Below are 26,312 nucleotides of genomic sequence, written 5' to 3'. Positions count from 1 at the left end.
GCTGCAAGGAAACATGATGTCTGACTCTCCCGTTTTGGCCCTGGCGCGTGACCTCATCGCTCGTCCCTCCGTCACCCCGGAAGATGCCGGTTGCCAGCAGATGATGGCCGACTACTTGGCCTCTCTTGGCTTTACTATCGAACCCATGGTGTTTCATGACACCACCAATCTCTGGGCCCGCCGCGGCACTGCAGGGCCCCTGTTCTGTTTTGCCGGGCATACCGATGTGGTGCCGCCCGGACCACTGGATAAATGGACCTTCCCTCCCTTCGAGCCCACGCTCCAAGAGGGCATGCTCTACGGCCGCGGCGCCGCCGATATGAAAGGCTCTCTGGCAGCCATGCTAGTGGCGGTGGAACGCTTCGTCACGGCCCACCCAGATCATAACGGCTCCATCGCATTTCTCATCACCAGTGATGAAGAGGGTCCCTTCATCAATGGCACCCCCAAGGTGATTGAAACCCTCGAAGCCCGCAATGAGAAGATCCAATGGTGCCTGGTGGGCGAACCCTCCTCCAGCCAGACGGTTGGCGACATGGTGAAAAATGGGCGCCGGGGCTCCATCACAGGCGATCTGCTCGTCAAGGGCATTCAGGGCCATGTGGCCTATCCCCATCTGGGCCGCAATCCAATCCACCAGGCAGCTCCGGCGCTAGCCGAGTTGGCCAGTACCGTCTGGGATGAAGGCAACGACTTCTTCCCGCCAACCAGCTTCCAGATCCCCAATATTTCGGCCGGCACTGGCGCCTCCAATGTCATTCCCGGTGAACTGCAGGTGCAGTTTAACTTCCGCTTCAGCACAGAGCTGACGGATGAGATGATCAAACAGCGGGTTCACGCCATACTGGATAAACATGGCCTGGAGTATGAGCTAATTTGGACCCTCAGTGGCCACCCCTTCCTCACGCCCGCTGGCGATCTGGTCGAGGCGACCGTCGCTGCCATCAAGGAAGTTGCCGGCATTCCGACCGAGCTCTCTACCAGTGGTGGCACCTCGGATGGCCGCTTCATCGCCCGTACCGGTGCCCAGGTCATCGAGCTTGGTCCCATCAATGCCACCATCCACAAACTCAATGAGTGTGTAAAAGTTGCGGATCTGGAGCAACTCACCGACATGTACACCCTGATCTTGCGCAAACTGCTGGCCTGATATGCAACTGACTAGCGCCCACTGGCTGGGGCTCGACCCCAGCCACTTGCAATCCCTGCCCGATTCCGGCCATCGCCTGATGCCGGGCACGGCTACGGCCTTTTTGGCCATGCAGCAGGCGGCTCGCGCCGATGGCATTGAACTGGCCATCGCCTCCAGTTACCGGGATTTTGCCCGACAACTGCAGATCTGGAATGACAAGTTCACCGGCGTGCGTCCCTTGCTGGATGCCCAATGTCACCCCTTAGCGGTGGCCCGCCTGAGCGAGGAGCAGCGGGTCGCCGCCATCCTGCGCTGGAGCGCCCTGCCCGGCACCAGTCGCCACCACTGGGGCTCAGATCTGGATATCTACTCCCCGGCCCTGCTACCCGCAGGACACCCCTTGCAATTGGAGCCGTGGGAGTATGGCTGCGAAGGTTACTTTGCCCCGCTCACGGCCTGGCTCGATGCTCATATGGCCGAATTCGGCTTCTATCGCCCCTTTACCGAGCACAGCCAAACCCAAGGGGGCGTCGCAGCCGAGCCCTGGCATCTAAGTTTCCAGCCAGACGCCGCGCTCATGGCCCAAGAGCTAGAGCTCCAAGCCCTCTACCACTGCCTGAGTCACTCCAACCTGGCCGGGCAATCCTGTATACTGGCTCAGTTACCCACCCTGTGGCAGCGTTTCGTGCTCGCGCCCTTAGCCCCCGCCTAAATAAGGTCAGTTTATGAATGTATGGCTCTGGATCGGATTGCCCCTGCTCTTGTTGCTGGGTATTTTCTTAAATGCCATCAAGGATATGAAGCAGTTGGAAAAACAACTGCCCAAATACCGCGACAAGATCCGCGAAGTCAAAGATGACGAGGATGATGATTGGCCTCCCGCTGCGCCAAAGCCCGAACACAAAGATGACAAGCCCGCCCCCTGAGGCGGCTTTTCCGGCACCTAGCCCCTAACTCTGCTATCATCTGCACCATCCTGCCTCGCCACTATCCGCGAGACAGCCCTTTTCCTATCCATATGAGTTAACCGTGAATACAGACTTTTCCAGCCTGGCGCTGCCCGATGAACAGCTGCACAATTTGGCATCCTTAGGCTATGCCACCATGACCCCTATCCAGGCCAAGGCGTTGCCGCTCATCTTGCAAGGCAAAGACGTGGTCGGTAAGGCCAAGACTGGCAGCGGCAAAACCGCCGCCTTCGGCATTGGCCTGCTCAGCCGTCTGGATGTTAGCCACTATCGGACCCAGGCGCTGGTGCTCTGCCCCACGCGCGAGTTGGCCGATCAGGTGAGCAAGGAGCTGCGCCGCCTGGCGCGCTTCACCCCGAATATCAAGATCCTGACCCTGTGTGGTGGTGTCCCCATGGGCCCCCAGTTGGACTCCCTTATACACCCGGCACATATAGTGGTGGGCACACCGGGTCGTATCCAGGATCATCTATTCCGCAAGAGCCTGCAGCTGGACCACCTGAAAATGCTGGTATTGGATGAAGCTGACCGCATGCTGGACATGGGCTTTGCCGATGTGATGACAGATGTGATCCGCCAAGCACCCAAGCAACGCCAGACGCTGCTCTTCTCTGCTACCTATCCGGAAGAGATAGCGCGCATCAGCGCCCAGGTACAACGGGATCCGGTGGAGGTGAGCGTCGAAGCCACCCATGACAGTCGTCATATCGATCAGAGCTTCTTCGAGGTAGAGCGTGGTGCCCGCATCGGCGTCCTGCTACAGCTGCTAGCCCACTACCGTCCCGACTCCAGCGTCATCTTCTGCAACACCAAACGGGAGTGCCAATCCGTGCACGATACCCTGCGCGCCCGCGGCATTTCGGTCCTGGCGCTGCATGGGGATCTGGAGCAGCGGGAGCGGGATCAGGTGCTGGTTCGCTTCGCCAACAAGAGCTGCCGGGTACTGGTCGCCACCGATGTGGCCGCCCGCGGTCTGGATATCAAGGATCTGGCGGCCGTCATCAACTATGAGATGGCCCAAGACCCGGAGATCCACATCCACCGTATCGGCCGTACCGGCCGCGCCGGGCAGAGCGGTCTGGCCTTGAGCCTCTGCCTGCCCCAGGAGATGCAACGGGCCCTGGCCCTGGAAGATTATCTGGGCCATCGTCTGAGCTGGCTTAATCTCTCTATTCTCAAATCCAGCGGCAACGAGCCCCTGGAGCCCGAGATGGTGACCCTGTGCATCGATGGCGGTCGCAAGGCCAAGATCCGCCCAGGCGATATTCTCGGCGCCCTGACCGGCGAAGCGGGTCTAGCAGGCAGTGAAGTAGGCAAGATTGACTTGTTCGACACCCACGCCTACGTGGCTATCCGCCAGGCCAGCGCCCAGAAGGCACTCAAGCAACTGCAGCAGGGCAAGCTTAAGGGTAAGAACTGCAAAGCCAGGCTGGTACTCTAAGCTGGTAACCATGATGCCAGGCCACTAACCAGCCAGATAGCGCCTGTCACGGCGCACAGAATGATAAAGGGCGCGACCAATGGTCGCGCCCTTTATTGTTTCTTACCGACAAACAGTGAGCTGTTTGCCCGGCCAATCGTTAGTCCAGCTTGATACCCAGACGGCCAGCCACTTCTTCGTAGGCTTCAACCACGCCACCCAGACCCTGGCGGAAACGGTCCTTGTCCAGCTTCTGGCGAGTAGCCTTGTCCCACAGACGGCAGCCATCTGGCGAGAATTCGTCACCCAGTACCACTTGACCTTCAAACACGCCAAACTCCAGCTTGTAATCCACCAGAATAAGACCGGCGTCATCAAACATCTTTTTCAGCACATCATTGACCTTGAAGGTCAGCTCTTTCATGCGCACCACTTGCTCATCTGTGGCCCAGCCAAAGGAGCGGATGTGGAATTCGTTGATCATAGGATCGTGCAGGGCATCGTTCTTCAGGAAGAACTCGAAGGTCGGCGGATTCAGATCCAGACCCTCTTGCACACCCAGACGGCGACAGATAGAGCCAGCGGCTACGTTACGTACCACGCACTCAACCGGCACCATGTCCAGCTTCTTCACCAGGGCCTCATTGTCGGAGAGCAGGCGGTCCATCTGAGTAGGCACACCGGCCTCTTCCAGCTTGGTCATGATGAAGTGGTTGAACTTGTTGTTCACCATGCCCTTACGGTCCAGCTGTTCCACTTTCTCACCATCAAAAGCAGACGTATCGTTGCGAAACAGCAAGACGAGACGGGTGGGATCGTCGGTGGTGTAGACGGATTTGGCCTTGCCACGATACAGTTCGGCTTTCTTTTCCATTGCGGACTTACTCCAGTAAGTGGGGTTACAGATAGCACAAAGGGGCACCCATGCCCCCTTGCTTACTTGGTACGCACAGCCTGTTCACGGCCAAAGGCCTTGGACAAACCGATAAACATCTTGCTGACCACTGAGGTCGGCACCGGCTTCTTATCTTCATCAAACAGGGTAATAGAGGTCTTGCCCTTAAACTCACCCAGTTGTAAACGATAAGTGCCCGAGTCCAAGCCGAAGGGCTCGATATCATGGGCCTTCCAGAAATCAGCATCCGGCTCGTCGTAATCGACGACGATCAGCCCTTTAGATTCCGGCTTGCTGGTGATTTCAAAGTTGAGCTTCGGCAGCATGGTTATAAGACGCTGCCAGGTAGCATCAAACGGCGCATCCACCAGCCAGGCGGTGAGACCATTGTCATCCACCCCCAAACTCATCTCGGCACGACCATTAACCACCTGCACCTGGCCAATGCGCAACTGCTTATCGTAATCCACGGCCACCTGATTGAGCATCAGGGCCGAGTAACGGCGACGCTCAAACACGGTGAGCGGGCTCTCATCCTTATCGCCATCATGGAATGCTTCATGAGACACCAGCTCGGCGGTCAGACCGGTACGATGCAGAGTGGAATCCGTTTTCAACTGGAAACGATACTTCTGATGTACCTGAGTCTCTTCATTCTCCTCCGCCGCATCACTCCATGGCGCGAGGGAACCCGAGGCATAGAAAAGATCCGTATCCAGAGTGCGCGCCACCGGATCCAGGTTAGCTACCACTATGCCGCGACGGGTGAGAAAGCCCACTAACTGGTTCCACACCTCGTTGTCTACATTTTGCGTCACGCTACGAGCGGTAAACCATAGGGTCACATTGTTACCCGCAACCTCAGCCCGGCTGCCGGGGACCAGATTCAAGATCTGTACGGGGGAGCGCACATCGACCGCCTCTCCCAAAGCCCCCTTGCTCACGGCAGGCGCCAGCGGCGGTATCTTATACTCGCTGCCATAGGCGGGCGTCTGCAATCCAGTCGGGATCTGAAACGGCTTGGTGACCAGTTTGGCATCCAGATAATCAAAATCATGATTAGCCTGCTTACGCTCAGCCACAGAGCCACAGCCAGCCAACAGGCTGGCTCCGACCAGACCCAGCATCCAGAGCGCTGGCAAAGTGTTATTGTTGTGTTTATGCACGCTTGAGCAACTCCGCTCGGGTCAACGCCTGCTCCACCGCCTCTTGAGCTGTGACACTCAACGAGGTCAGCGGCAAACGTAAACTGGACTTGGCTATCAATCCCCGTCGAGCGGCTGCCCACTTAACCGGGATTGGATTAGATTCAATAAATAGGGTTCGATGCAGCGGCATCAACAGCTCATTGAGCGCCAGGGCACGATCCCGCTCACCACAGAGTGCCGCCTGGCACATCAGGGCCATCTCGGCGGCAGCCACGTTGTTGGTTACCGAGATCACCCCGTTACCACCCCGCAGCATGAAATCACATCCAGTCGCATCATCTCCGCTATAGAGCCCGAAATCGACGCCACATGCTTCACGGAGCGGTACAAGCCGGTTGAGATCCCCGGTCGCATCCTTGAGGCCACAAATACCATACTGGTGCGCCAATCGCGCCACTGTGGCCGTTTGCAGATCACATCCGGTGCGACCCGGCACATTATAGAGAATTTGCGCCAGACCACTAGCCTCACCTATGGCGGCAAAGTGACGATATAGCCCTTCCTGGGTCGGTTTATTGTAATAAGGGGTCACCGAGAGCCCCCACTCCACCCCTAATTGCTTAACGCCTCGCGCCAACTCGATGGCATGCCGGGTACTGTTGGAGCCACAACCTGCGACCACGGGCAGACGACCCGCCGCGTATTCCAGGGTTTTCGCCACCACTTGCAGATGTTCGTCAAGCTCCAGCGTCGCCGACTCCCCCGTTGTTCCCATGGCAACGATAGCCGAGGTACCACTTTCAACATGATACTCAACCAGGCGCTGTAAGGAGGGATAATCGACAAGACCATGGTCATCCATGGGGGTGATGAGAGCAACGAGACTACCGCTTAGCATGGATCAAAACTCCGGGTTTGCAGGCCCGTTATGGTAAGACTCCCCCCCCGTAAATACAAGGGAGATGGCGTCAATGCTGCAGGGGACGTGTTACCCTCCCCTGACGTCTTGCAGAAACCAGCAGGCATGAACCATTATCTCGTCGTTACCCTATGGGCAAGGCGCAACACCTATTGCAATCAAGGCTGAAGCATATCTATGCTGCAACCCGAGGCCCAGCCAACCGACCAAGGTGCGCCCGCGTTCAGCCTCGCTAGCCAACAGCATGTGAAACGGGCAAGCCTCTGCTGGTTTTGATTACATGGTGCCAACGCCCGGGCGCCGCGCGTTATTTTTCCATCACCCAACCCCTGTGAGGATCCATCATGCCCATCTTGACCGCCGGAACAGCCGCCCCTGACTTCACCCTGCCCGACCAGGATGGCCAGCCCGTTACCCTCTCCCAGTTGCGCGGCAAGCGGGTCCTGGTCTACTTCTACCCCAAGGCCAGTACACCTGGCTGCACCACCCAGGCCTGTGGCCTGCGGGACACCCAGACTGAGCTGGCGGCCCTCAACACTGTGGTGCTGGGCATCAGCCCCGACCCAGCCAAACGCCTGAAGAGTTTCATAGAGAAACAGCAGCTCAACTTCACCCTGTTGGGCGATGAAGACCATGCCGTGGCCGAAGCTTTCGGCGTCTGGGGCCCGAAAAAGTTTATGGGCAAGGAGTATGACGGCATCCACCGCATCAGCTTTCTCATCGACGAGCAGGGCGTGATCAGCAAGGTGTTTGATGAGTTCAAGACCAACAACCACCATCAGGTGGTACTGGATTATCTCAAGAGCCTGTAGCTGGGCGGTTTTCGTTTCACCCAACAACAAAAAGGCCGATCAACTGATCGGCCGTCTTGCTTCTGATGGCTAGTGCCTGGAGGACGAAATCTTGTGCCAAGATCTCAATATCCAGCCCAAGGCAAACTGGGTAGCCACAGGACGCTCACCATCTCGCCCCCTAGCCGTTCCCCGCCGAAATATCCACCACTCAAGGCCAACACTAAGCCCAACTAAGGTGCCACCCTCGACTTCACTCTTTGATATGGTCTAGGTAGATAATTCTGAAATTTTTAAGCCAAAAAAACACCATACTCCAGAAGTAACTAATGGTGAACAACTGACACGAACCATAAATTATTTGAACAATCACATCCTCATGCACGCAATCGAATCGACATTGCTTCTTTACCGGTAACGCAACCCAGAAAGCTAACGCTGAAAAACAGCCCACCAGGACAAGCAGCAGTAGAGGATAAAAATGACGTTTCACGCCAAGAGAAATCCACTTACTGAATTTTTCTTCATCTAGTTTATGGCATGAAAAAATATAAACATAATAGGGAAACAGAATCGCCTGGAGAGAGAACCACCAGCCGGTGACGGGAGGAAATGCCGAACGCGCCATCCAGTCCGCCAAGGCAGGCCAATAGGCCGACAACCAGATAACCCACTGATCTATAATCAACACGAAAGCAGAACCAGGTTCCATACGATACAGAACCAGCAAGATCGCCAACAATATCGGCAACCAGAACCTTGGCTTTCTTATCAGCTTATCATTTGACAGTTCAGCAATATCAAGATTGGCAGGTATATACATAACGCCTCCTATTACCCAGCAAGATAATAATTATTATCTTGCGTATGTTAATTACATTCAGGTCGAACCATTCGTGCAATTACGCATCTCTAGTCGCACCTATAATTTATTTCAATAAATAGTGAGCACTCATACCCATCATGGATAACACTGACAAAAACAAAAGTAACAAGGATAAAACCCCAAAGCCTGAAATGTAATCACCTTCATCATCAGGAAATAGCGTTGACATAGTGTGCGAGACCAATCCAGATGCCATTGAAAAGAACGCACCCACGAGATGGGCATTACTCTGCACTGGCATATCAAGATAACGATAAGCACCCCACCAAAAAGAAAAACCAAGTGGCATACTAAGCAGCACCATCACCAAAGATGTACTTTTCCTAATCTTCATTTTTATAAACCTGTCATTATTTTGCCTTTTAAATCCAGACTATCGCTCTTTAAAACTCTCACTTTGATATTCCATTAGCGGGCTTAAGAAATATTCCATCACCCGGCGTTTGCCGGTTTTAACTTCCACGCTGACGGCCATGCCGGGGCTGAGTTTGACCCGCTTGTTTTCCACGGCGATATTGGTCTGGGCCAGTTTGACCCGGGTGCTGTAGATGAGACCACGCTTCTCGTCGTTGATGGCATCGCCGGAGACATTCACCACCTCGCCCTGCAGGGTGCCGTATTTGGTATAGGGGAAGGCTTCAACCTTGACCGTGGCGCTCTGGCCACTATTCACAAAGCCGATATCCTTGTTCTCCAAAAAGGCCTCGATCTCCAGCGGATAATCATCGGGCACTATCACCATCAGCGGCTGGGCCGGGGTCACCACACCGCCCACCGTATGCACGGCCAGTTGCTGCACTGTGCCGCTCACCGGCGCCGTCATGCGGCGCAACTTGTCGCGCTGACGCGCCTTGACCAGCCCCTGCTCGGCATTGAGGGCCTGCTGCTGCCCTTCGCGCAGCTTGTCCTGCCAGGTGCGCGACAGCTCGGCGGTAAGGGCCACCATCTGCCGCTGTGCCTCGACTATGCCCGCGCCATGCTCCTCCAGCGACGCCTGCTCGCTCGCCAGGGTGCCCTCCTGCTCGATCAGCAGCTGCTTTTGCTCCATCCACGCATGGCGGGCGACATACTTCTCCTGCTGCAAGTGGGCAAAGTCCGCCTCCCGCTCCCGGGTCAGCAGCAGACTCCGCTGCAGCTTGGCGATCTGAGCTTGGCTGGCATGTTTTTGCGCCTCCCGCAGCTGGATCTCCGAAGAGAGCTGGGCCAGTTTGCTCTGATACTCCTGCCACTCACTGGAGAGCAGCCCCTGCTCCTGCAGCAGCCGAGGGGCACTGATATTGGCCAACGCCCCCTTGGCGGCGACGCCCAGCGTAGGCGCCTGGCCCGTGCCGATGGCCTGCAACATGGCCTCGGCTCGAGCGAACTGCAGGCGGCCGTTCTCGCTATCGTGGCTAAGTTGTGACAGATCGGCCTGGGCCTCGGTGGCGTCCAGCTCCAGCAGCAGATCGCCCGCCTTCACCACTTGCCCTTCTCTGACATGAATGGCCTTGACCGTGGCGGTCTCCATGGGCTGTATGGTCTTGACCCTGTCGCTTGGCACCACCTTGCCCTGGGCCGTGGCCACTATGTCTATCTGGCCAAAGCAGGCCCAGAGCAGCGCCAGCAGGGCAAAACTCATCAGCAGCCAGGCCGTCACCCGGGGGATGGGCGAGACCGGCGCCTCCTGCAGCGCCAGCGCCGCCGGTAAAAAGGCCAGCTCATCGGCGGTACGCGTCGGCGGCGTCATCTCGTGGCGCCGCAGCCAGGCATGACCCCAGATGGCACGATAACGGGCCAGTAACTCCACCCAACCCTGTAGATAAAACTTCAATCCATTCATGACTCAATCCTTGCGATCTTCTCCCTCCCCTTTTTTCAAGGGGAGGGCCGGGGTGGGGTTAACCCCCTCCCAACCTCCCCCTTCAAAAGGGGGAGGAGTGTAATAACGCCCCCTTAAATAGAGAGCGTTACTCCCTGACTCTGCCTACCCCTGCTGCATCCGCAGCAGTCTGGCGTAGTGACCCGCCTCGTATTGCAGCAACTCCTGATGGGAGCCCTGCTCCACGATCTGGCCGCGATCCAGCACCACGATACGGTTGGCATGGCGCACCGCACTCAGGCGGTGAGCGATGATGATGACGGTGCGGCCACGGCTGATAGCCTGCATGTTCTGCTGGATGATGCGTTCGGACTCGTAATCCAGGGCACTGGTGGCCTCGTCGAAGATCAGGATGCGCGGATTGGTCAGCAGGGCGCGGGCGATGGCGATGCGCTGGCGCTGACCACCGGAGAGGCCGGTGCCATGCTCGCCCACTTGTGTGTCATACCCTTCCGGCAGCTCGAGGATGAACTCATGGGCACCCGCCAATTTGGCCACTTGCATCACCCGCTCCAGCGGCGCGCCCGGATCGGTCAGGGCAATGTTTTCCCGTATGGTGCGGTTAAACAGCAGGTTCTCCTGCAACACCACCCCTATCTGGCGGCGCAGCGAGGAGGCATCCACCACGCTCAAGTCGATGCCGTCGATCAGCACCCGTCCCTGCTCGGGCACATAGAGGCGCTGCACCAGACGGGTCAGGGTGCTCTTCCCCGAGCCGGAACGCCCCACCACGCCAATCACCTCGCCCGGCGCGATCGTCAGATCGATCTGCCTGAGCACCGGATTGGCATCGGGACGGTAGCGAAACTGCACGTTGTCAAAGCGGATCCCCCCCTGCAGACGCGGCAGGGTGAGTTGCTGGCTATTGGTTTCGGTGGGGGTATTGAGGATATCGCCCAGGCGCTGCACCGAGATGCCGGTCTGCTGGAAGTCGGTCCAGAGCTGGGCCAGCCGCATCACGGGCTGGGCCACCTGTCCGGCCAGCATGTTAAAGGCGATAAGCTGGCCGACACTGAGCTCGGCGTCGATCACCAGCCGGGCACCAAACCAGAGGGTCGCCACCGTCACCAGCTTGCCCACCAGGGTCACCCCGGCACCGGCCAGGGTGCTCAAGGTACTGGTCTTGAAGCTGGCCGAAACATAGCCTGCCAGCTGCTTGTCCCACTGGCGGGTCATCTGGGGCTCGACCGCCATGGATTTTAAGGTATCAATCCCCGAGACACTCTCCACCAGAAAAGACTGATTCTCGGCGCCCCGGCTGAACTTCTCGTTCAGGCGGCGGCGCAGCACGGGAGTAAAGCCCGCCGAGAGCAGTATGTAACAGGGGATGGAGAGCACCACTATCAGGGTCAGCATCTTGCTGTAGTGCAGCATCACCGAGAGGAAGACCACGGAGAAGAGCAGATCCAGCAAAATGGTGATGGCATTACCGGTGAGAAAGGCGCGGATATTCTCCAGCTCCCGCACCCGGGCCACCGAATCCCCCACCCGACGCGCCTGAAAATAGGCCAGCGGCAGGGCGATAAGATGGCGATAGAGGCTGGCCCCCAGCTCCACGTCGATACGACTGGTGGTATGGGCAAAGACATAGCTGCGCAGGGCGGTCAGGATCACCTCGAAGGTGACCACCACCAGCAGCCCCACCGCAATCACATCCAGGGTACTGAAGCCGCGATGCACCAGCACCTTGTCCATCACCACCTGGAAGAAGAGCGGGGTGATCAGGGCAAAGAGCTGCAGCACAAAGCTGATCAGCAGCACCTCGCCAAGCAGCTTGCGATACTTGACCACGGCGGGAATAAACCAGGAGAAGTCGAACTTGCGCAGCTCGCCAGCCAGCGCGGCGCGGGAGGTGACCAGAATAAGGCGGCCACTCCAGGCCGATACAAAGTCGGCCAGCTCCAGCAGCTCGGGGCGACCCACCTCGGGAGATTGCACCAGCACCCGTCCGGTGCCCTCTTCCGCGCTTTCCAGCTTGGCCACAATCACAAAGCGGCCATCTTTCATCTGGGCCAGAGCGGGCAAGGGAGTCTTGGCCAAACGCTCCGGTCTGGTGGTCACGGCGCGGGCCTGCAGCCCCAGCTTCTTGCAGGCCAATAGCAGCGCCTCTTCGTCGAAGTACTTGCCGGGCACGCGAAACTCGTGAGCCAGTTGCTCCGGCTCGGTAGCGATGCCGTGAAAACGGGCCAGCATCACCAGACAGAGCAGACCGCTATCGAGTTCGGGAGCCTTATTCGTACCTTCTGCCTCCATCACCTGTGACACATCCGGTGCCTTGGGCGCACTCCCCTGCTGGTTGTCCTCAACCAGTGTCAAACGATCCATATTTTTTCCTTTTATGTCGATGCTATCCTGCACCGACCGCTCCAGCTAGCCATATCGCTAGCACACTATTGGAAGGCGTCCAGTGTAGCCAAACGAAAATCTAACAGGGGGTGATTTTCAGCGTAAACCGTGAGACATAGACCCTTCTGATTAACCTAAACGGCAAAATTAGATAGACCAGATCCACTATCTTCCCTGTATTTACAAGGGCAGAGCGACGGTACCACTTCCAACGTCACCACGGCTCCAACAGTCAATAGAAGTTCAATCTGAAACCGAGATCCATTACGGCATCATTCAATAGATCCTCAGCTCATTGAAATATGTAGCCAGCAAGAACCAGAAAAACAAAGGGCCATCCACAGATGGCCCCTCTTTTATCCACATCAATGTTGGCTTACTTCCAGTTGGCGGCAATCACGGCATCGAGCTTGCTGTGATAATCCGCCGAGAGCGAGGTCTGCCCCGCTGCAGGCGGCGTCAGGCTGGACATGGCCGCCACCAGATTCTGCACCTGGGAGGTCAACAGCGTCTTGCCATCACCACTGCGGATCTGATCCAGCTGATTTCCAGTAGGAGTCCTCCAGTCAGGCGAGTTGGCAAACCAGCCATCTATGGTCACCTTGTCGTCGCTGCCAATCCGGGAGACCAGCAGATCATCCTCACTGTGCAGGAACCAGAGCTGATCGGCCTGAATACCATCCATAAATCTCAGGGTATCGTTGCCACTAACATCCTGGTTAAAGATGGTGTCACTGCCATCCCCCATCCCGAAGAGATAGGTATCATCCCCCGTCCCGCCATAGAGCAGATCGTTGCCAGTGCCTCCGGCCAGTAGATCATTGCCACCGCGTCCAACTATCTGATCATTGCCACCCATGCCGGTGAGGATGTCACTCATTGCATCCTCACCATAGAGACTACCTGACTCATTCGAACCATTGATAGGAAGAGAGTCCAGCAGGATGCGCATAGGATCCAGTGAACCGCCATCGGCAAACTCGATGGCATCCAAGCTAACGTTCCCCTTATAACTAAAAAAGTCTGTGAGCGTCACCTGCTCACCGGTCGATTTAAGGCGCAATACCAGCCCGGAATCCACATGGGAACCATCCGAAGGAAAGGAGTCCTGCTGATAGAAGTACTCCACATCCTCGGGGCGAATGCCGCTTTTAAAGCGCAGGGTATCCTCACTCGCATTATTCGCAGGATCATAGGCACTCATATGGATAACATCCTTGCCATCACCATAACCAAAGAGATAGGTATCATCCCCTGCGCCGCCATCCAGCTGATCATTGCCTGCACCACCATCGAGAAGATCATTGCCATGTTCACCGAGTAATACATCGTTCCCAGCAAACCCCAGCAGCGCATCGTCCCCCACCAGCCCTTGCAGCCAATCATCCCCGGCCGTGCCGCGAATGGTGATCAGCTCCTGCTCGACCGCTTTAGTGTCGACAATAGAACCATCGGCCAAACGGATAGATGCCAACTGGTTATCCTTGCTTACAAACCAGTTGCTGATGGCGATCTGATCCTGACTATCCCGGATACCAATCACCAGCTCCTGAGCCTTACGCTGGTAGGTTAGATCGTCGGCACTGATCCCTGCGGCAAACTGCAGGATATCGTTATTGCTCTCTTGGATAGTAACACCGGGCTCCTGCACTTCGATACGATCCTGGCCATCGCCCCGGGCAAAGTAGTAGGTATCATCCCCGCTACCGCCGCTCAGGGTATCGTTACCCGTTCCCCCCGAGAGGAGATCATTGCCCCCATTGCCACGGAGTACATCATTACCGCCAAGACCATAGAGATAGTCAGCCGCATCAGAGCTGGAGATCTGGTTATCCTGATCATCCCCGTTAAGCTGGCGCAGCTGATAATCGATGGCCTGCAGATCCAGTGAGCCACCATCGGTAAATTCCACCTTTGCCAACTTGAACCGACTGGAGGTAAACCAGTTACTGATGGTCACTTGATCACTGCAGCCCTTAATGGAGAGCACCAGATCATCACTATTTCTGCTGCTGAGAATATCACTACTGCTGATACCTGCCTTAAAACGCAGAATATCGGTGTAATCAGCAATTTTGATAGTGTCCTTGCCATCTCCTAGTCCGAAGAGATAGGTATCACTCCCACCACCACCATCCAGTTCATCATCGCCAGTGCCACCATCCAGCAAATCATCACACCAGTTACCTGTTAATTTATCATTACCCGCTAAGCCCAATAAAATATTCTCAATACCCCAAGTGCCATAAATAATATCATCCTGTTCATTTCCTCGTGATGTTCTTGCCTCTTGCAATACCTGATTTAAATCCAGCTTACTACCATCAGCAAACTCCACACTATTTAAACGACCAGGGAAAAAAGAGGTTGACAATAGATTAATCACTTTTATTTTATCACCACTTTTGAGCGAGAAAACAATCGATCTATCATCACGAGAATACGTTACATCGGCAGTTGTAATTCCAGATTTAAAGATAAGACGATTGTTTCCTGTATCATCATCAATCGTATCGCTTCCGTCACCTATGCCAAAGAGATAGCTATCATTGCCATTTTTACCATAGAGATAATCATTGCCTTTGCCACCATCCAGCAGATCATCTCCCAAACCGCCATTCAGCGTGTCATTACCAGCAAAACCATATAGGGAATCATTGCTATCAAATCCATCAATGATATTATTTTCATCATTACCATTAATGACCGATACCTTCTTGGTAATGGCGGCAAGATCCAGCTCGGTACCATCAGCAAGAGCTATCGATTGCCACGCTGGCCAGGAGCCGATCCTGATGCTATCCGTGGTTCCCTTGATGCTGATGGTCAGACCGGAACTACTGCGCGTATATTCCAGATCATCGATGCCAATACCGCTTTTAAACTGCAAACGATTGGATCCCCTGTTGTCTGAAATATAATCCTGACCATCGCCTTTGCCAAAGAGGTAAAGATCATTGTCCCAGGAGCCATCAAGAGTATCGTTACCGGTACCACCATCTAAAATATCATTACCCCATGCACCATTGAGCGTATCATTACCCTGGCCGCCAATTAAAATATCATTCCCCCATGCACCATTGAGCTGATCATCGCCATCCCCGCCATCTAAAATACTATTCCCCGATCCGCTCTGTAATTTATCATTGCCCGCGCCACCTCGAATGGGGCTCAAGGCATTACCTATCGAGGAAAGATCCAGAACACTGCCATCGTAAAACGTTACCGAGCTTAACTTGTCCCGGTTGGCAAACCACTCGGTGACAGTAAATATTTCCCCCGTGCTTTTTATTTTAAAAACCAGTGTTGTGTTATCGCGGTAAATATCGATATCACTCTTGGTGATCCCGGCTTTAAATACCAGACCATTGCTTCCTTTGGCATCATAGAGGGTGTCATTACCATCTCCCTTGCCGAACAGGTAGGTATTATTGCCTGTGCCACCATATAGTGAGTCATTCCCCGCCCCGCCATCGAGCACATCGTTACCAGCTGTGCCGGTGAGGGTCTCGGCAGCTGTGGTGCCGGTGATCATATTGGGTACGGTAAAGCGCAGGGCACCGCTACTGGTCAGGTTTTTGCGACCAGTCAGCACACTGCGGCCATCAAAAGCGGCCGTACCGCGGCCACGATCGTAGCTCACCCCCTTGTCGCCGGGGTTCATCATATAGTTGCCGACCTGCACCTTATCCACATAGAGAGTTCGGCTGGCGCTCCCCTTGGTAGCGGCATTGGTAAACACCAGATCCAGCTTGCTCTCGGCCCCCACTGGCAAATTGACCTTGAACGAATAAGTCTTGAGGCTGGTGGCAGTGACCTCCACCTCGCCCACCACCTTACCGTCGATACGCAACTGCATGATGCCGCCCTTGCCGTCCAGCAGTGTCGACTTGGCGCGAATTCTGATTGTCTGTCTTTGTGTTGTCCTAGCCATCCCGTGCTCCTTTTTTGATAGAAAACTCCTGCTGACGCCGCCTGTGTAAGATTGGGTAAGCAAGCGTCTGGATTGAGCAAGGTATGCTTGAATAAGGCCCATTTGAAGCAGCCAAAAGTGGGAATAAAGTGCTAGCAGCCATAAATAGCGAACAGAGTCACCCGTCGACGTAATCGCCAAAAGTGGGCCACAGGAAGCAAGTTGGTCAGGAAAAAGGTGCAAAGCAGCGGGAAGATGGGAATAACACAAATAAAATACTCAATATAAGCAATTAATTATATCTATTTGATTTTAATTGGCATTCAGTAACCATCTGATTTTATTTATTTTTTAAGAAAAAAAGGGCCATCCACAGATGGCCCCTCTTTTATCCACATCAATGTCGGCTTACTTCCAGTTGGCGGCAATCACGGCATCGAGCTTGCTGTGATAGTCCGCCGAGAGCGAGGTCTGCCCCGCCGCAGGTGGCGTTAGGCTGGACATGGCGGCCACCAGATTCTGCACCTGGGAGGTCAGCAGCGTCTTGCCATCAGCGGTCTTAATCTGCTCAACCTGTTCACTGGTATCAGAAAACCAGCTGGCTACGGTAACATTATCTGTCGTGCCAATTACAGCCACCTTGAGGCCATAGCCGCTCTTGCTAAACCAGAGTTGGTCGGCCGAGATCCCCTCGTTAAGCTGCAAGGTGTCAGAACCAGACCAATCCAGAATGGTATCGCTGCCATAACCCCGACCAAACAGATAGGTGTCATTGCCACTACCGCCATAGAGATAATCGTTTCCACCCGCCCCATCCAGGATGTCATTACCTAATCCGCCGTCAAGCGTATCGTTGCCCGCGGAAGGGAACAGGCTCTGGGGCAGGGTAAAGCGCAGGGCACCGTTCCAGTAGACCCCCTTCTGACCATTAATCACATTGAGGCCATCAAAAGCGGCCGCCCCGTTGCCCCTATCCAGCTTGACGCTGCTATCGGTGGACTTGCACAGGTAATCCTCTACCTTGATGCTATCCACATAGAGGTTGCGATCCTTGCCATTGATGACCGCATCATTGATAAACACCACATCCAGCGCCCCCTTGCTACCGGCAGGCAGGGCCACATCAAAGGCGTAATCGGTCAGGGTCATGGCACGCACCTCGCTCTGACCTACGATTTTGCCATCCAGCCGCAACTGCATCATGGCGCCGACATCGTTGAGCAGATTGGCAGAAGCCTTGACCACTATGGTTGCTAAACGCGTATCGCCATTGAGCTGATCATCGCCATCCTCACCCAGAAGCTTGTCGTTGCCTCCCGAGCCCAATAGCAAATCCTTGCCATTACCGCCTTGCAGGCTGTCATTACCATAACCGCCATCAAGGCGATCATCCCCATCCAACCCAAGCAGGATCTCATCTTGCGCCGAGCCTTTAAGGGTGTTGTTACCGGCATCGCCCTGCATAAAGCGCTGATCCACGTCACTCCGACTGATATTGGTGCCATCAGCAAATTCGAATGTCTGTAACTTGAACCAATCCTGGAGGAACCAGGCTTTTATCGTGACCTCATCACCCGTCCCTTTTATGCTTGCAATCAGATCCTGACCACTACATTGGAAGTCGATATCCGAAGCGTTAATCCCTTCCTTAAAGAGCAGGCGATCACTGCCCATCACTCCATACGCATTGTTATTAGAAATAGTATCCAAGCCATCACCCAGACCGAAGATATAGGTATCGTCACCACTGCCGCCATCCAGATAATCATTACCCACACCGCCATCCAGGCGATCATTCCCCGAAGCACCATAGAGGTAATCAATTCCATCAAGGCCATAGAGGGTATCATCGCTCTCGTAACCATAGAGGGTATCGTCACCGGCTGTCCCCTGAATGGTAGTCAGCTGCTGTTCCATCTGCTGCAGATCCAGTGTGCTGCCATCGGCAAACGCCACAGACTGCAACTTGCTGGGTGAATTACCAAACCAGTGACTGATAGCAATCTGATCACTGCTACCCTTGATGGCAAAAATCAGCTGGTCCCACTCGCGGCGGTAGGTGATATCGTCACGGCTGATCCCCTCCTTGAAGAGCAGACGCCCACTCACCTGACCATAATCCTCTTCGATATTGTCCTGCCCATCCCCACGCCCGAATAGGTAGGTATCACTCCCGCCTTCACCGCGCAGGGAATCATTACCCAAGCCACCATCGAGCCAGTCATCGCCATAACCACCCAGCAGCTTGTCATCCCCCGCCAGGCCAGAGAGATAATCCGCTCCGAAGGTGCCATACACATAATCATCGCCACTGCTGCCGCTAATCGGCATCGCCAGCGCCATGGCTTCGATCTGCTGGGTCGACAGCTTACTGCCATCGGCAAATTCGATAGATTGCAGCTTGAAGGCCTCACTACCAAACCAGTTGCTGATACAGATCTGATCGCTGGAGTTATTAGTATTCACCATCAGATCCGAGCCAATGCGACGGAAGCCAAGATCGCTGGCGGAGATCCCGGCCTTGAACAGCAGCCGATCATGAGATCCCACCACGCTGCTAGCGCCAGGTTCGTAGTTATCAATACGATCCGCACCATCCCCCTGGCCATAGACGTAAGAATCTGCCCCATTCCCACCGACTAGCAAGTCACTGCCACGCCCACCCTCTAGCCAATCATTGGCTTCACCACCTACCAGCAAATCATCCCCCGCCAAACCGTAGAGGCGATCAACTTGCCCACCACCGAAGAGCTGATCATTGATCTCGGTACCAAAACGCGGAGCAGTATCCAGCCACTGCTCTATCTGTGCCGTGTTCAGCTTGCTGCCATCGGCAAACTCTATGGTTTGCAGCTTGAAGGCCTCACCGCCAAACCAATTGCTGATAGCAATCTGATCACTGGAGTTCTTTAGCTGGAGTATCAAATCCGAACCACTGCGTCGGATGCCAAGATCACTGGCGGAGATCCCGGCCTTGAACAGCAGCCGATCATGGGCACTCGCCATGCCGTTGGCGCCAGGTTCGTAGCTATCAATATAATCGCTGCCATCCCCCTGGCCATAGACATAGGTGTCGGCCCCATTACTGCCAATTAGCAGATCATTGCCACGCCCCCCCTCCAGGCGATCATTCCCGGCGCCGCCGAACAGGGTATCGTTGCCGCCATCGCCATAGAGGCGATCATCAGCATCACTCCCGGTCAAATGCTGACTATAGGGAAAACCCGTGGGGTAATCGGGAACCGAGCGCAATGCCGAAGCGCTGATCGATGAACCATCGGCAAACTCGACCCCCTGCAGGGCATAACCGGCACCCGTGCACCAGTTGCTGACATAGACACGTTCACCCGTGGCTCGGATACGAAACACCATGCTGTTTTCCGAGGTGTAGATATCCAGATCCTGGGCGGTCAAGCCCGGCTTGAAACGCAGACGATCAAACGAGGCAAGGTTGCGTTCGCTCTCGTCCATATCATAGATAACATCTATGCCATCACCCTTGCCAAACAGATAGGTGTCATTGCCAGCACCACCGACCAGATAGTCATCGCTGGCACCACCATCCAGAACATCGTCACCGGCCAGCCCGTATAGGGCATCATCACCAGCACCACCGGACAAGAGATCTGGACTGGAGGCGCCGTATAGGTTGTCATTGCCAGAGGTGGCAGTCGTAAATCGCTGACGGATAAGCTCAGGAGTCCAGTTGGTGCCATCAACAAAGCAGATCGATTCCAGTATCGAATTGCCCCCCTCCTTGAAGTAATCCAGCAGTTCAACCCTCTCCTGGCTGCCCTTGATGGTCAATAGCAGGGAGTCCCCACTGCGCGCCAGTTGCAGATCAGCCGGTCGCAGATCTGGCGCCAGTGACAGGGTATCCGGCCGACTGCCAAACGGGTCGCTATCACTGTTATCAATCACATCGGCACCGCTACCGCGACCAAAGAGATAGACATCCGCCCCCTCCTTGCCCACCAGTAGATCGTTACCAGCGCCACCGCTTAATACATCATTGCCAGCAGTCCCCACCACCTGTCTATTGATGCTGGCCGTGGCCGCCGCCGGCACAGTAAAGTGCAGGGCACCATTCCAGGCCACCTTGCTCTGACCGGCAAAGCGTTCCCCGGTGCTAAAACGCTCCAGAGAGGCGCCTGAATCGCCCGGCTGCATCAGGTAGGAGCCCACGCGCACACTCTCCACATAGAGATTACGATCGGCGCCAGTTCTGGAGCCATTTCCCGGCGTGTAGGTATCATTGGTAAAGACCAGATCCAGCTGGTTATCCGCCCCCGCCTGCATGGCGCCCATTGGAATTGAAAAGGTAAATTCCTGGGTATTGCTGCTGCGCACCTCGGTCTCGCCAATCGGCCTGCCATTGAGCAGCAGCTGCATCTTTGCCCCTATGCTGCCGGCCAAATCGGCCGAAGCCCGCACGGTAATCAGTTGATTATTGATTGTTGTCATCCCATGTTCCCTGTTGTTAGTCACCTCGCGGTGACGATAGATATCCCTTCCCTGTTCCTGGCCATCATTAGCAAGACCTAGGCAATTTAGCCTAATACGGTAAGACAAGGCATAGTGTCGAAGGAATCCGCAACAAGTGGGATTAAAGTACCATCTAAAGAAAAGTAAGAGGTTGTCAGGCAGATCCACATGAAAAGGATGAAGCCAGGCGTAGTGGGATAACAGCGCAATCTAAGTGCCACGGATGGAACCTTTCACGCGCTAAATCAAAAGCATCCACAACCATCCGTCAACGATCTATTCCAAGCACATATCGGGTTAGCTGTAAGCAGAAAAAGCACAGGGCCGATCAACTGTCGGCCCTGTGCTTACAAGAGAGGAAAAAAGAGCGAAATGCCGCTACACCACAAAGAACTTGGCGTTGACCCAGGCAATGGTGAAGAACGCCGAGAGCAGGGCCGAGAGCGCTAGCAGCAGGGGACGCAGCGTCGGTTTATTACGCACAAACAACACCAGCGCCAACATGGTCGGGTAAAGCCCGAACATATAACGCGGGTAGGCATTGGTACTGGTCAGCAGGGGTATTATGGTTCCCAAGAACAGGAACAGCGCCTCCGCATAGCGACGCTGGTAGAGCAGATAGATATTTAACGCCCAACCCAGCATGATCACCACAGAGAGATAGTACTTACGCCCGCCGGTGCTAAACCCCTCCCACCAATAGCGGAACGGATTATCCGAGATCCGTCCCCACGCCAGCTGGATATTCTTAAACGCCATGCCATCGCCCACATGGTGGTAGAGATAGAGCATGTAGCAGAACAACACCAGTGGTATGACCCAAATCGTCAGCATGACACGCAGGCTTCGGTCGCCAAACCGCAGCAGTTCCCGCCAGCCATAGGCCTGCAAGGCGAGAATGGCCACCGAAAAGACCACCAGCACTCCCTGATTGCGAATCGAGGCCATCAACATGCCAGCAATCGCCACCCAAAGCCAACGATGGCGATAGGCAAACAGAAACAACATCAGCGATAGCGCCATAAACAGCGCCTCGGTATAGGGGGCGATGAAGTAGACGGAAAAGGGCGAGAACGCCATCAGCCAGACGCCATTGCGCGCGGTATCCAGATCCTGCCCCAACTGACGCAGACAAAGGAAAAAGAGCGGCAGCACGGCCAGAAACGACAGGTTGGCGATAAGATAAAACGCATTGAGAGTACCAATTCCCAGCAGCTTGCCCACCCATAGCCCCAACAGCGGATAACCGGGCAAGAAGGCCCAATTGGCTGCATGGCCGGTAGTCAAACCGTGGGGATAGGTGTCATAGCCCACATCAGCGATGCTCTGAAACCAGCCACAGTCGAACTGACAGAAGATGCCAGGGATATCGACCTCCACGGCACTGGTTACGTTCACCGCATCGAAAAAGTCGGTTTCCACGTTGTAGTGCATGGCACCGAAATAGCCGATGGCATATAGAGCCACCCGACTTATGACAAAGGCGAGCAGGATCAGCAGCCAGTCACGGCGGCCAATGCTCAGTCGCTCGGGTACCACATGGACATTTTCTACATGCATCTTGGCGACAGACTCCTAGTCAGCAATTAGACAAAAACCCAGACCCGGGAGAGCAGGTAAGTCAGTATGGTCACCGCCAGGGTCGCGATCACCACGGGTAGCAGTCCAGAGAGCCCGGCAAACAACAAGCCACTGAGCAGCACGTTTCTCACCACCAGGGAGAAGAGCGCCACCAGCAAAAACTTGCCAATGGCCCCATGCTTCTGGAAAGTGATGTATCTATGACCGAAGAAGGAGAACCAGAAGGCCACGAAGAAGGCCGAGGTAGTCACCAGATGCTCGGAGATACCCGGCCAGAGCCGAAACAGCGCCACCGAGGTGCCCAGATCGACGAGGGTTGCCCCCCCGCCGACCAGACCAAAGCGGAACAGACGCCAGAACTCGTCACGGGAGATCATGCCTGCTCCTGCTGACCACGCTTGTCGTCACGGGAATATTGGCCATACACCCCTTCGACCACAAACACCGGACGCTGCTTCACCTCAAGGAACATACGCCCCAGGTATTCACCGAGCACACCGATGGAGATAAGCTGCATGCCCCCAAGGAACAGGATAACGCTCATGAGTGAGGCATAACCTGGCATGTCGACACCGAAGAAGAGCACCTTGGTGATGATGACCAGAATATAGAGGAAGCTGAGCATGGCGACGCCAGCCCCCACATAACTCCAGACCCGCAGCGGCCAGCTGGAGAAGCTGAAGAAACCATCCAGGGCGAAGTTCCACAGCTTCCAGTAGTTAAACTTGGTCTCGCCGGCGGCACGGGCCGGACGCTCGTAAGGTACACCGATGGAGTTAAAACCAGCCCAGGCGAACAGCCCCTTCATGAAGCGGTTACGCTCCGGCAGTTGCTTGATCACCTCAACGACCCGGCGATCCATCAGACGGAAGTCACCGGCATTCTCCGGTATTCTGGTCGTGGTCGATACGGCATTGAACAGACGGTAGAAACCACCGGCCGTCAGACGCTTCATTGGGGTATCGGCATTGCGATCGGTTCGCACGCCATAGACAGTGTCATATCCCTCGTCTTGCCACAGGCGGACAAACTCCAGGATGAGCTCTGGCGGATCCTGTAAGTCCACATCCATGGGGATCACCGCATCGCCACGGGCATGATGCAGGCCTGCCGTCATGGCCGCCTCTTTACCGAAGTTGCGCGCCAGATTGACCAGGGTGACGCGAGGATCTTTTTCGATCACCTCTTCAATCACCTTGCGCGTCCGATCCCGGCTGCCATCATTGACAAACACTATCTCCAGCTGATCACGCAGGGTGGGCAACTCTTTGTCTATGGTATCGATAAAGGTCTGGATGCTCTCCTCTTCGTTATAGGCAGGGACAACCAGAGAGAGGGTAAAATTCTTCTTTTCCATGGTTAACTCATTCCTCATGAGATAGTTGCATCGACTGAAAACGCAGTGGATGGTTAGAGCGCAGGCTAATGCTGTTGGCTGCTAACGGATCGGCGATAAACAAGCCGCTTGGGATAGGAACAATGAAATTGTAAGGGCCAACCTGAGTGAAGGTGATGCTATCGTGCCACTGTTCACCCACGTTAAATTCAAGTTTGGTGTTGGCTGTTTGCACACGCACCTCGGCCTGCAGGCTCATCTTGCCAGGCACCCGATGCAGAGTGAACAGCAAGCCACCCTTGCCGGCAAACTCGCTGCCAGAACCATCATCCTTGGGCAGAGACCACCCTTGGCGTGTCAGGATCCAGGGTCTATCGTTGACCATATCCAGACGAGTTCCAGGTATGTAGGCCAGAGTCTGGTTGCGATTCCAGAATCGGGTCTTCATCTCCAGATAATAGAGACGATAGGCGTAACTGACCTTGGGATGAGCCGCCAGGTAGAGTACGGTCATGTAGTAGGCCGACAATCCGAGGATTGCTAGAATAAAGAGTGCTTTAAGCGTTCTTGGCATAACATCAGAAGCTAAATTGCAAGGTGTGCCAATCCTAAAGCACTTCCCGGGCAAACAACAGAGAATGGGCTCGGCTTCACACAAAAAAAAACCGGTTTTGCCCTGCCCCTCGCCTCCTGGCTATATCTATGACCAGGATCATGGCCTGATGGCCTCAAACCCGTAATGCTGCATTTAAGAGACTACTATTCACATCATCCACTACGACTGGCTCACCGCCATCGCGAGGAACCGCCATGAACATGAACCATGCCCAGCGTCTGATCCTGAGTAATCAATACGAGATACTGACCAAGCTTAATCCGGAAAAAGCCGCTTACTACCAGCGCTGTCAGACCATCATAGAGCACGGCTACTGTTTGCAACTGCTGGAGTTGGAGAAGGAGTTTGGCCATCTGAGCGAGGAGACCTGCCAGGAGGTGATCGATACCCTGGAGATGTACCACGCGCTGAAAGTCTCTTACGAGAACCTGCCTGCCAGCGAAGCCCAAGACGTGGCTCCGGCACGCCTCGAATACATTGGCTACTCACGGGGTCATGAGAAAGAGCTGGCCGATTATGTCTGCTTCCTGCTGGATGTGGAGGGTCGTTTCCCTGAGCTTGGCAAACGCTGCTCGGCCCTCAACTCCGAGCTGGGTATGCGCGATAAATATCAGCGCATGTTGACCCAATGGCGCGACTGTCCACGCCACTACAAACTCTCCATTCAGGAAATTCGGAAAGTTCTCAACGCCTGACCCCGCCCGGCTCCCCCTTGTTTATTGAAAAGGGGGAGCTGTCGAGCTAAGCCCCCGATTCAATGAGAAGGCCGCGAATGAGTATCAACCAAGGGATCTCACCTTGCTGAAGCGCGCGCTTCCCACCAGCATACCAGCTTGATACCCGCTAACATGGCGAGCACAAACAGCAGCAAAGGCCACTGCGCCGTCACTAAACTGGTGAGTGCGGGCCCAGGGCAGACGCCCACCAAACCCCAGCCGATGCCAAACAGCGCACTCCCCATGACCAAGCGGCCATCAAGCTGCCGTTTGCTCGGCAGATGGAACGGCGCGCCACTCACAGAGCTGGCACTAGGTTTTACCAACCAGAAATAACCAGGCATGAAGATCAGCAGGGCGCCCCCCATCACCAGGGCCAAACTCGGATCCCAATCGCCAAACAGATCGAGAAAACCCAATACCTTACTGGGCAGTACCATGCCAGAAAGCGTCAACCCCAGACCGAACAGGGTGCCACAAAGCAGTGAAATCCAACGCATAGAGGTCGCTCCCGTTACAGCAGATGATGGGTGATAAAGACGGTGACAAAACCGCTCCCCATGAAACACATGGTTGCCACGATAGAGCGCGGCGACAAACGCCCTATACCACAGATGCCGTGACCACTGGTGCAGCCACTCCCGAGCTTGGCTCCCCCCCCCACCAACACGCCACCAATCAACAGCACAGGTAACGAGACAGAGGCAAATTCAGGGGCTGGCAGTGCAAACAGTTCGAAGCCCAGGCCACCGCCCAGCAGTAGTCCCAAAACAAACAGGGCCCGCCATAACCACTCCTGACGGTTGGGTGAGAGCAGACCGGCCACTATGCCGCTGATGCCCGCAATCCGTCCTGGCAGCCAGAGCAGCAGCAGAGCCGCCAGGCCAATCAACATGCCGCCTAGCAAGGCACTGACTGGGGTAAAATGAGTCATCTACTTGTCTCCTGTTGAGTGTTCCCCTATGAGCTTTTGACCCGCTCGGATCGGGGGGGCTAACATAAATTAGTAATTGCTAAATTAGCGACTATTCTATAATCATCTCTATAATTTAGAAAAGCCTAATTTACAGAGCAGGAGCAAACGATGAAGACAGAAGATGGCGTACGCATCATGGCCGGAAGCATGGTTCTGATCTCGGTAGCGTTGACTTGGTGGCTCTCCCCCTACTTTCTCTGGTTGACCCTGTTTATCGGCGCCAACCTGCTGCAAAGCGGATTTACCGGCATCTGCCCGGCTCGGGCTCTGCTGCGCAGATTCGGCTGCCAAGATTAACTTTGGGGGCGTTGAACCCTAAGCAGATC

22 protein-coding genes are annotated in these 26,312 nt (G+C 55.2%); 7 read left to right on the top strand and 15 right to left on the bottom strand.

The window, feature by feature from the left end:
- The first annotated feature begins 16 nt into the window (after positions 1-16).
- The 4 genes from dapE (at position 17) to dbpA (ending at position 3,541) form a co-directional block, all read left to right on the top strand.
- Entirely contained in the window at positions 17-1,150 is a 1,134-nt protein-coding gene (dapE, locus tag ACZYTD_RS11280; protein ID WP_463892113.1) for a succinyl-diaminopimelate desuccinylase, read from the top strand.
- A 7-nt stretch (positions 1,151-1,157) separates the two neighbouring features.
- Positions 1,158-1,844 (top strand): M15 family metallopeptidase, encoded by a 687-nt coding sequence (locus ACZYTD_RS11275; RefSeq protein WP_463892286.1) that lies wholly within the window; start codon positions 1,158-1,160, stop codon positions 1,842-1,844.
- A gap of 13 nt (positions 1,845-1,857) precedes the next feature.
- Entirely contained in the window at positions 1,858-2,058 is a 201-nt protein-coding gene (locus ACZYTD_RS11270; protein WP_463892296.1) for a hypothetical protein, read from the top strand.
- 103 nt (positions 2,059-2,161) lie between these two features.
- Positions 2,162-3,541, top strand: coding sequence for an ATP-dependent RNA helicase DbpA (gene dbpA / locus ACZYTD_RS11265; RefSeq protein ID WP_463892110.1), 1,380 nt, complete (start codon positions 2,162-2,164; stop codon positions 3,539-3,541).
- Positions 3,542-3,680: 139 nt separating this feature from the next.
- Here the strand turns inward: dbpA and purC are convergent, their stop codons facing one another.
- The 3 genes from purC to dapA all read right to left on the bottom strand — a co-directional run bounded on the left by purC (position 3,681) and on the right by dapA (position 6,461).
- A complete protein-coding gene (purC, locus tag ACZYTD_RS11260) occupies positions 3,681-4,394 on the bottom strand; it encodes a phosphoribosylaminoimidazolesuccinocarboxamide synthase (RefSeq protein WP_463892109.1) in 714 nt (237 codons plus the stop codon).
- Between the two features lie 62 nt (positions 4,395-4,456).
- Positions 4,457-5,581: an outer membrane protein assembly factor BamC gene (gene bamC, locus ACZYTD_RS11255; RefSeq protein ID WP_463892108.1), complete on the bottom strand. Its 1,125-nt coding sequence runs from the start codon at positions 5,579-5,581 to the stop codon at positions 4,457-4,459.
- The gene (dapA, locus tag ACZYTD_RS11250) at positions 5,574-6,461 is read right to left on the bottom strand and encodes a 4-hydroxy-tetrahydrodipicolinate synthase (protein ID WP_463892106.1); all 888 of its coding nucleotides are present in this window, start codon (positions 6,459-6,461) and stop codon (positions 5,574-5,576) included. Before dapA ends, bamC begins: the two co-directional genes overlap by 8 nt.
- 365 nt (positions 6,462-6,826) lie before the next feature.
- On the opposite strand from dapA, the gene bcp reads away from it, so the two are divergent.
- Positions 6,827-7,294, top strand: a complete 468-nt coding sequence (gene bcp, locus ACZYTD_RS11245; RefSeq protein ID WP_463892105.1) for a thioredoxin-dependent thiol peroxidase — start codon at positions 6,827-6,829, stop codon at positions 7,292-7,294.
- A gap of 232 nt (positions 7,295-7,526) precedes the next feature.
- On the opposite strand, the gene ACZYTD_RS11240 is transcribed toward bcp, so the two are convergent.
- From ACZYTD_RS11240 to ACZYTD_RS11195, 10 genes are all read right to left on the bottom strand, one after another.
- Positions 7,527-8,096, bottom strand: a complete 570-nt coding sequence (locus tag ACZYTD_RS11240; protein ID WP_463892103.1) for a hypothetical protein — start codon at positions 8,094-8,096, stop codon at positions 7,527-7,529.
- Between the two features lie 106 nt (positions 8,097-8,202).
- Complete coding sequence (locus ACZYTD_RS11235) at positions 8,203-8,493, bottom strand: hypothetical protein (protein WP_463892102.1); 291 nt, start codon at positions 8,491-8,493, stop codon at positions 8,203-8,205.
- Positions 8,494-8,532: 39 nt separating this feature from the next.
- Complete coding sequence (locus tag ACZYTD_RS11230; protein WP_463892101.1) at positions 8,533-9,978, bottom strand: HlyD family type I secretion periplasmic adaptor subunit; 1,446 nt, start codon at positions 9,976-9,978, stop codon at positions 8,533-8,535.
- A 144-nt stretch (positions 9,979-10,122) separates the two neighbouring features.
- The gene (locus ACZYTD_RS11225) at positions 10,123-12,342 is read right to left on the bottom strand and encodes a type I secretion system permease/ATPase (protein WP_463892099.1); all 2,220 of its coding nucleotides are present in this window, start codon (positions 12,340-12,342) and stop codon (positions 10,123-10,125) included.
- Between the two features lie 397 nt (positions 12,343-12,739).
- Entirely contained in the window at positions 12,740-16,297 is a 3,558-nt protein-coding gene (locus ACZYTD_RS11220; RefSeq protein WP_463892097.1) for a calcium-binding protein, read from the bottom strand.
- A 387-nt stretch (positions 16,298-16,684) separates the two neighbouring features.
- On the bottom strand, positions 16,685-20,740 hold the full coding sequence (locus ACZYTD_RS11215) for a calcium-binding protein (RefSeq protein WP_463892096.1): 4,056 nt from the start codon (positions 20,738-20,740) through the stop codon (positions 16,685-16,687).
- A 399-nt stretch (positions 20,741-21,139) separates the two neighbouring features.
- Complete coding sequence (locus tag ACZYTD_RS11210) at positions 21,140-22,321, bottom strand: hypothetical protein (RefSeq protein WP_463892095.1); 1,182 nt, start codon at positions 22,319-22,321, stop codon at positions 21,140-21,142.
- Positions 22,322-22,347: 26 nt separating this feature from the next.
- A complete protein-coding gene (locus tag ACZYTD_RS11205; protein ID WP_463892094.1) occupies positions 22,348-22,719 on the bottom strand; it encodes a GtrA family protein in 372 nt (123 codons plus the stop codon).
- On the bottom strand, positions 22,716-23,699 hold the full coding sequence (locus ACZYTD_RS11200; RefSeq protein ID WP_463892093.1) for a glycosyltransferase family 2 protein: 984 nt from the start codon (positions 23,697-23,699) through the stop codon (positions 22,716-22,718). The genes ACZYTD_RS11205 and ACZYTD_RS11200 overlap by 4 nt, the downstream gene beginning before the upstream one ends.
- 7 nt (positions 23,700-23,706) lie before the next feature.
- Entirely contained in the window at positions 23,707-24,252 is a 546-nt protein-coding gene (locus ACZYTD_RS11195) for a hypothetical protein (RefSeq protein WP_463892092.1), read from the bottom strand.
- A 236-nt stretch (positions 24,253-24,488) separates the two neighbouring features.
- On the opposite strand from ACZYTD_RS11195, the gene ACZYTD_RS11190 reads away from it, so the two are divergent.
- On the top strand, positions 24,489-24,989 hold the full coding sequence (locus ACZYTD_RS11190) for a YfbU family protein (RefSeq protein ID WP_463892091.1): 501 nt from the start codon (positions 24,489-24,491) through the stop codon (positions 24,987-24,989).
- A gap of 98 nt (positions 24,990-25,087) precedes the next feature.
- On the opposite strand, the gene ACZYTD_RS11185 is transcribed toward ACZYTD_RS11190, so the two are convergent.
- Positions 25,088-25,510, bottom strand: a complete 423-nt coding sequence (locus tag ACZYTD_RS11185) for a DUF6691 family protein (protein ID WP_463892090.1) — start codon at positions 25,508-25,510, stop codon at positions 25,088-25,090.
- Between the two features lie 14 nt (positions 25,511-25,524).
- A complete protein-coding gene (locus ACZYTD_RS11180; RefSeq protein WP_463892088.1) occupies positions 25,525-25,944 on the bottom strand; it encodes a YeeE/YedE family protein in 420 nt (139 codons plus the stop codon).
- 150 nt (positions 25,945-26,094) lie between these two features.
- Here ACZYTD_RS11180 and ACZYTD_RS11175 point away from each other — a divergent pair, with 150 nt between their 5' ends.
- A complete protein-coding gene (locus tag ACZYTD_RS11175; protein ID WP_463892087.1) occupies positions 26,095-26,283 on the top strand; it encodes a YgaP family membrane protein in 189 nt (62 codons plus the stop codon).
- Positions 26,284-26,312: the final 29 nt, after the last annotated feature.

The organism is Pseudaeromonas sp. HNCC25DJ180, assembly GCF_055413345.1.
Note: the sequence above shows the minus strand (reverse complement) of the source record. Positions and strands in the feature narration are given on the sequence as shown.

Bases quoted from the DNA above. Each gene is read 5' to 3' on its own strand.
- dapE (WP_463892113.1), top strand. From the start codon at position 17: ATGTCTGACTCTCCCGTTTTGGCCCTGGCGCGTGACCTCATCGCTCGT.
- ACZYTD_RS11270 (WP_463892296.1), top strand. From the start codon at position 1,858: ATGAATGTATGGCTCTGGATCGGATTGCCCCTGCTCTTGTTGCTGGGT.
- purC (WP_463892109.1), bottom strand. From the start codon at position 4,394: ATGGAAAAGAAAGCCGAACTGTATCGTGGCAAGGCCAAATCCGTCTAC.
- dapA (WP_463892106.1), bottom strand. From the start codon at position 6,461: ATGCTAAGCGGTAGTCTCGTTGCTCTCATCACCCCCATGGATGACCAT.
- bcp (WP_463892105.1), top strand. From the start codon at position 6,827: ATGCCCATCTTGACCGCCGGAACAGCCGCCCCTGACTTCACCCTGCCC.
- ACZYTD_RS11240 (WP_463892103.1), bottom strand. From the start codon at position 8,096: ATGTATATACCTGCCAATCTTGATATTGCTGAACTGTCAAATGATAAG.
- ACZYTD_RS11235 (WP_463892102.1), bottom strand. From the start codon at position 8,493: ATGAAGATTAGGAAAAGTACATCTTTGGTGATGGTGCTGCTTAGTATG.
- ACZYTD_RS11230 (WP_463892101.1), bottom strand. From the start codon at position 9,978: ATGAATGGATTGAAGTTTTATCTACAGGGTTGGGTGGAGTTACTGGCC.
- ACZYTD_RS11225 (WP_463892099.1), bottom strand. From the start codon at position 12,342: ATGGATCGTTTGACACTGGTTGAGGACAACCAGCAGGGGAGTGCGCCC.
- ACZYTD_RS11220 (WP_463892097.1), bottom strand. From the start codon at position 16,297: ATGGCTAGGACAACACAAAGACAGACAATCAGAATTCGCGCCAAGTCG.
- ACZYTD_RS11215 (WP_463892096.1), bottom strand. From the start codon at position 20,740: ATGACAACAATCAATAATCAACTGATTACCGTGCGGGCTTCGGCCGAT.
- ACZYTD_RS11210 (WP_463892095.1), bottom strand. From the start codon at position 22,321: ATGCATGTAGAAAATGTCCATGTGGTACCCGAGCGACTGAGCATTGGC.
- ACZYTD_RS11205 (WP_463892094.1), bottom strand. From the start codon at position 22,719: ATGATCTCCCGTGACGAGTTCTGGCGTCTGTTCCGCTTTGGTCTGGTC.
- ACZYTD_RS11200 (WP_463892093.1), bottom strand. From the start codon at position 23,699: ATGGAAAAGAAGAATTTTACCCTCTCTCTGGTTGTCCCTGCCTATAAC.
- ACZYTD_RS11195 (WP_463892092.1), bottom strand. From the start codon at position 24,252: ATGCCAAGAACGCTTAAAGCACTCTTTATTCTAGCAATCCTCGGATTG.
- ACZYTD_RS11190 (WP_463892091.1), top strand. From the start codon at position 24,489: ATGAACATGAACCATGCCCAGCGTCTGATCCTGAGTAATCAATACGAG.
- ACZYTD_RS11185 (WP_463892090.1), bottom strand. From the start codon at position 25,510: ATGCGTTGGATTTCACTGCTTTGTGGCACCCTGTTCGGTCTGGGGTTG.
- ACZYTD_RS11180 (WP_463892088.1), bottom strand. From the start codon at position 25,944: ATGACTCATTTTACCCCAGTCAGTGCCTTGCTAGGCGGCATGTTGATT.
- ACZYTD_RS11175 (WP_463892087.1), top strand. From the start codon at position 26,095: ATGAAGACAGAAGATGGCGTACGCATCATGGCCGGAAGCATGGTTCTG.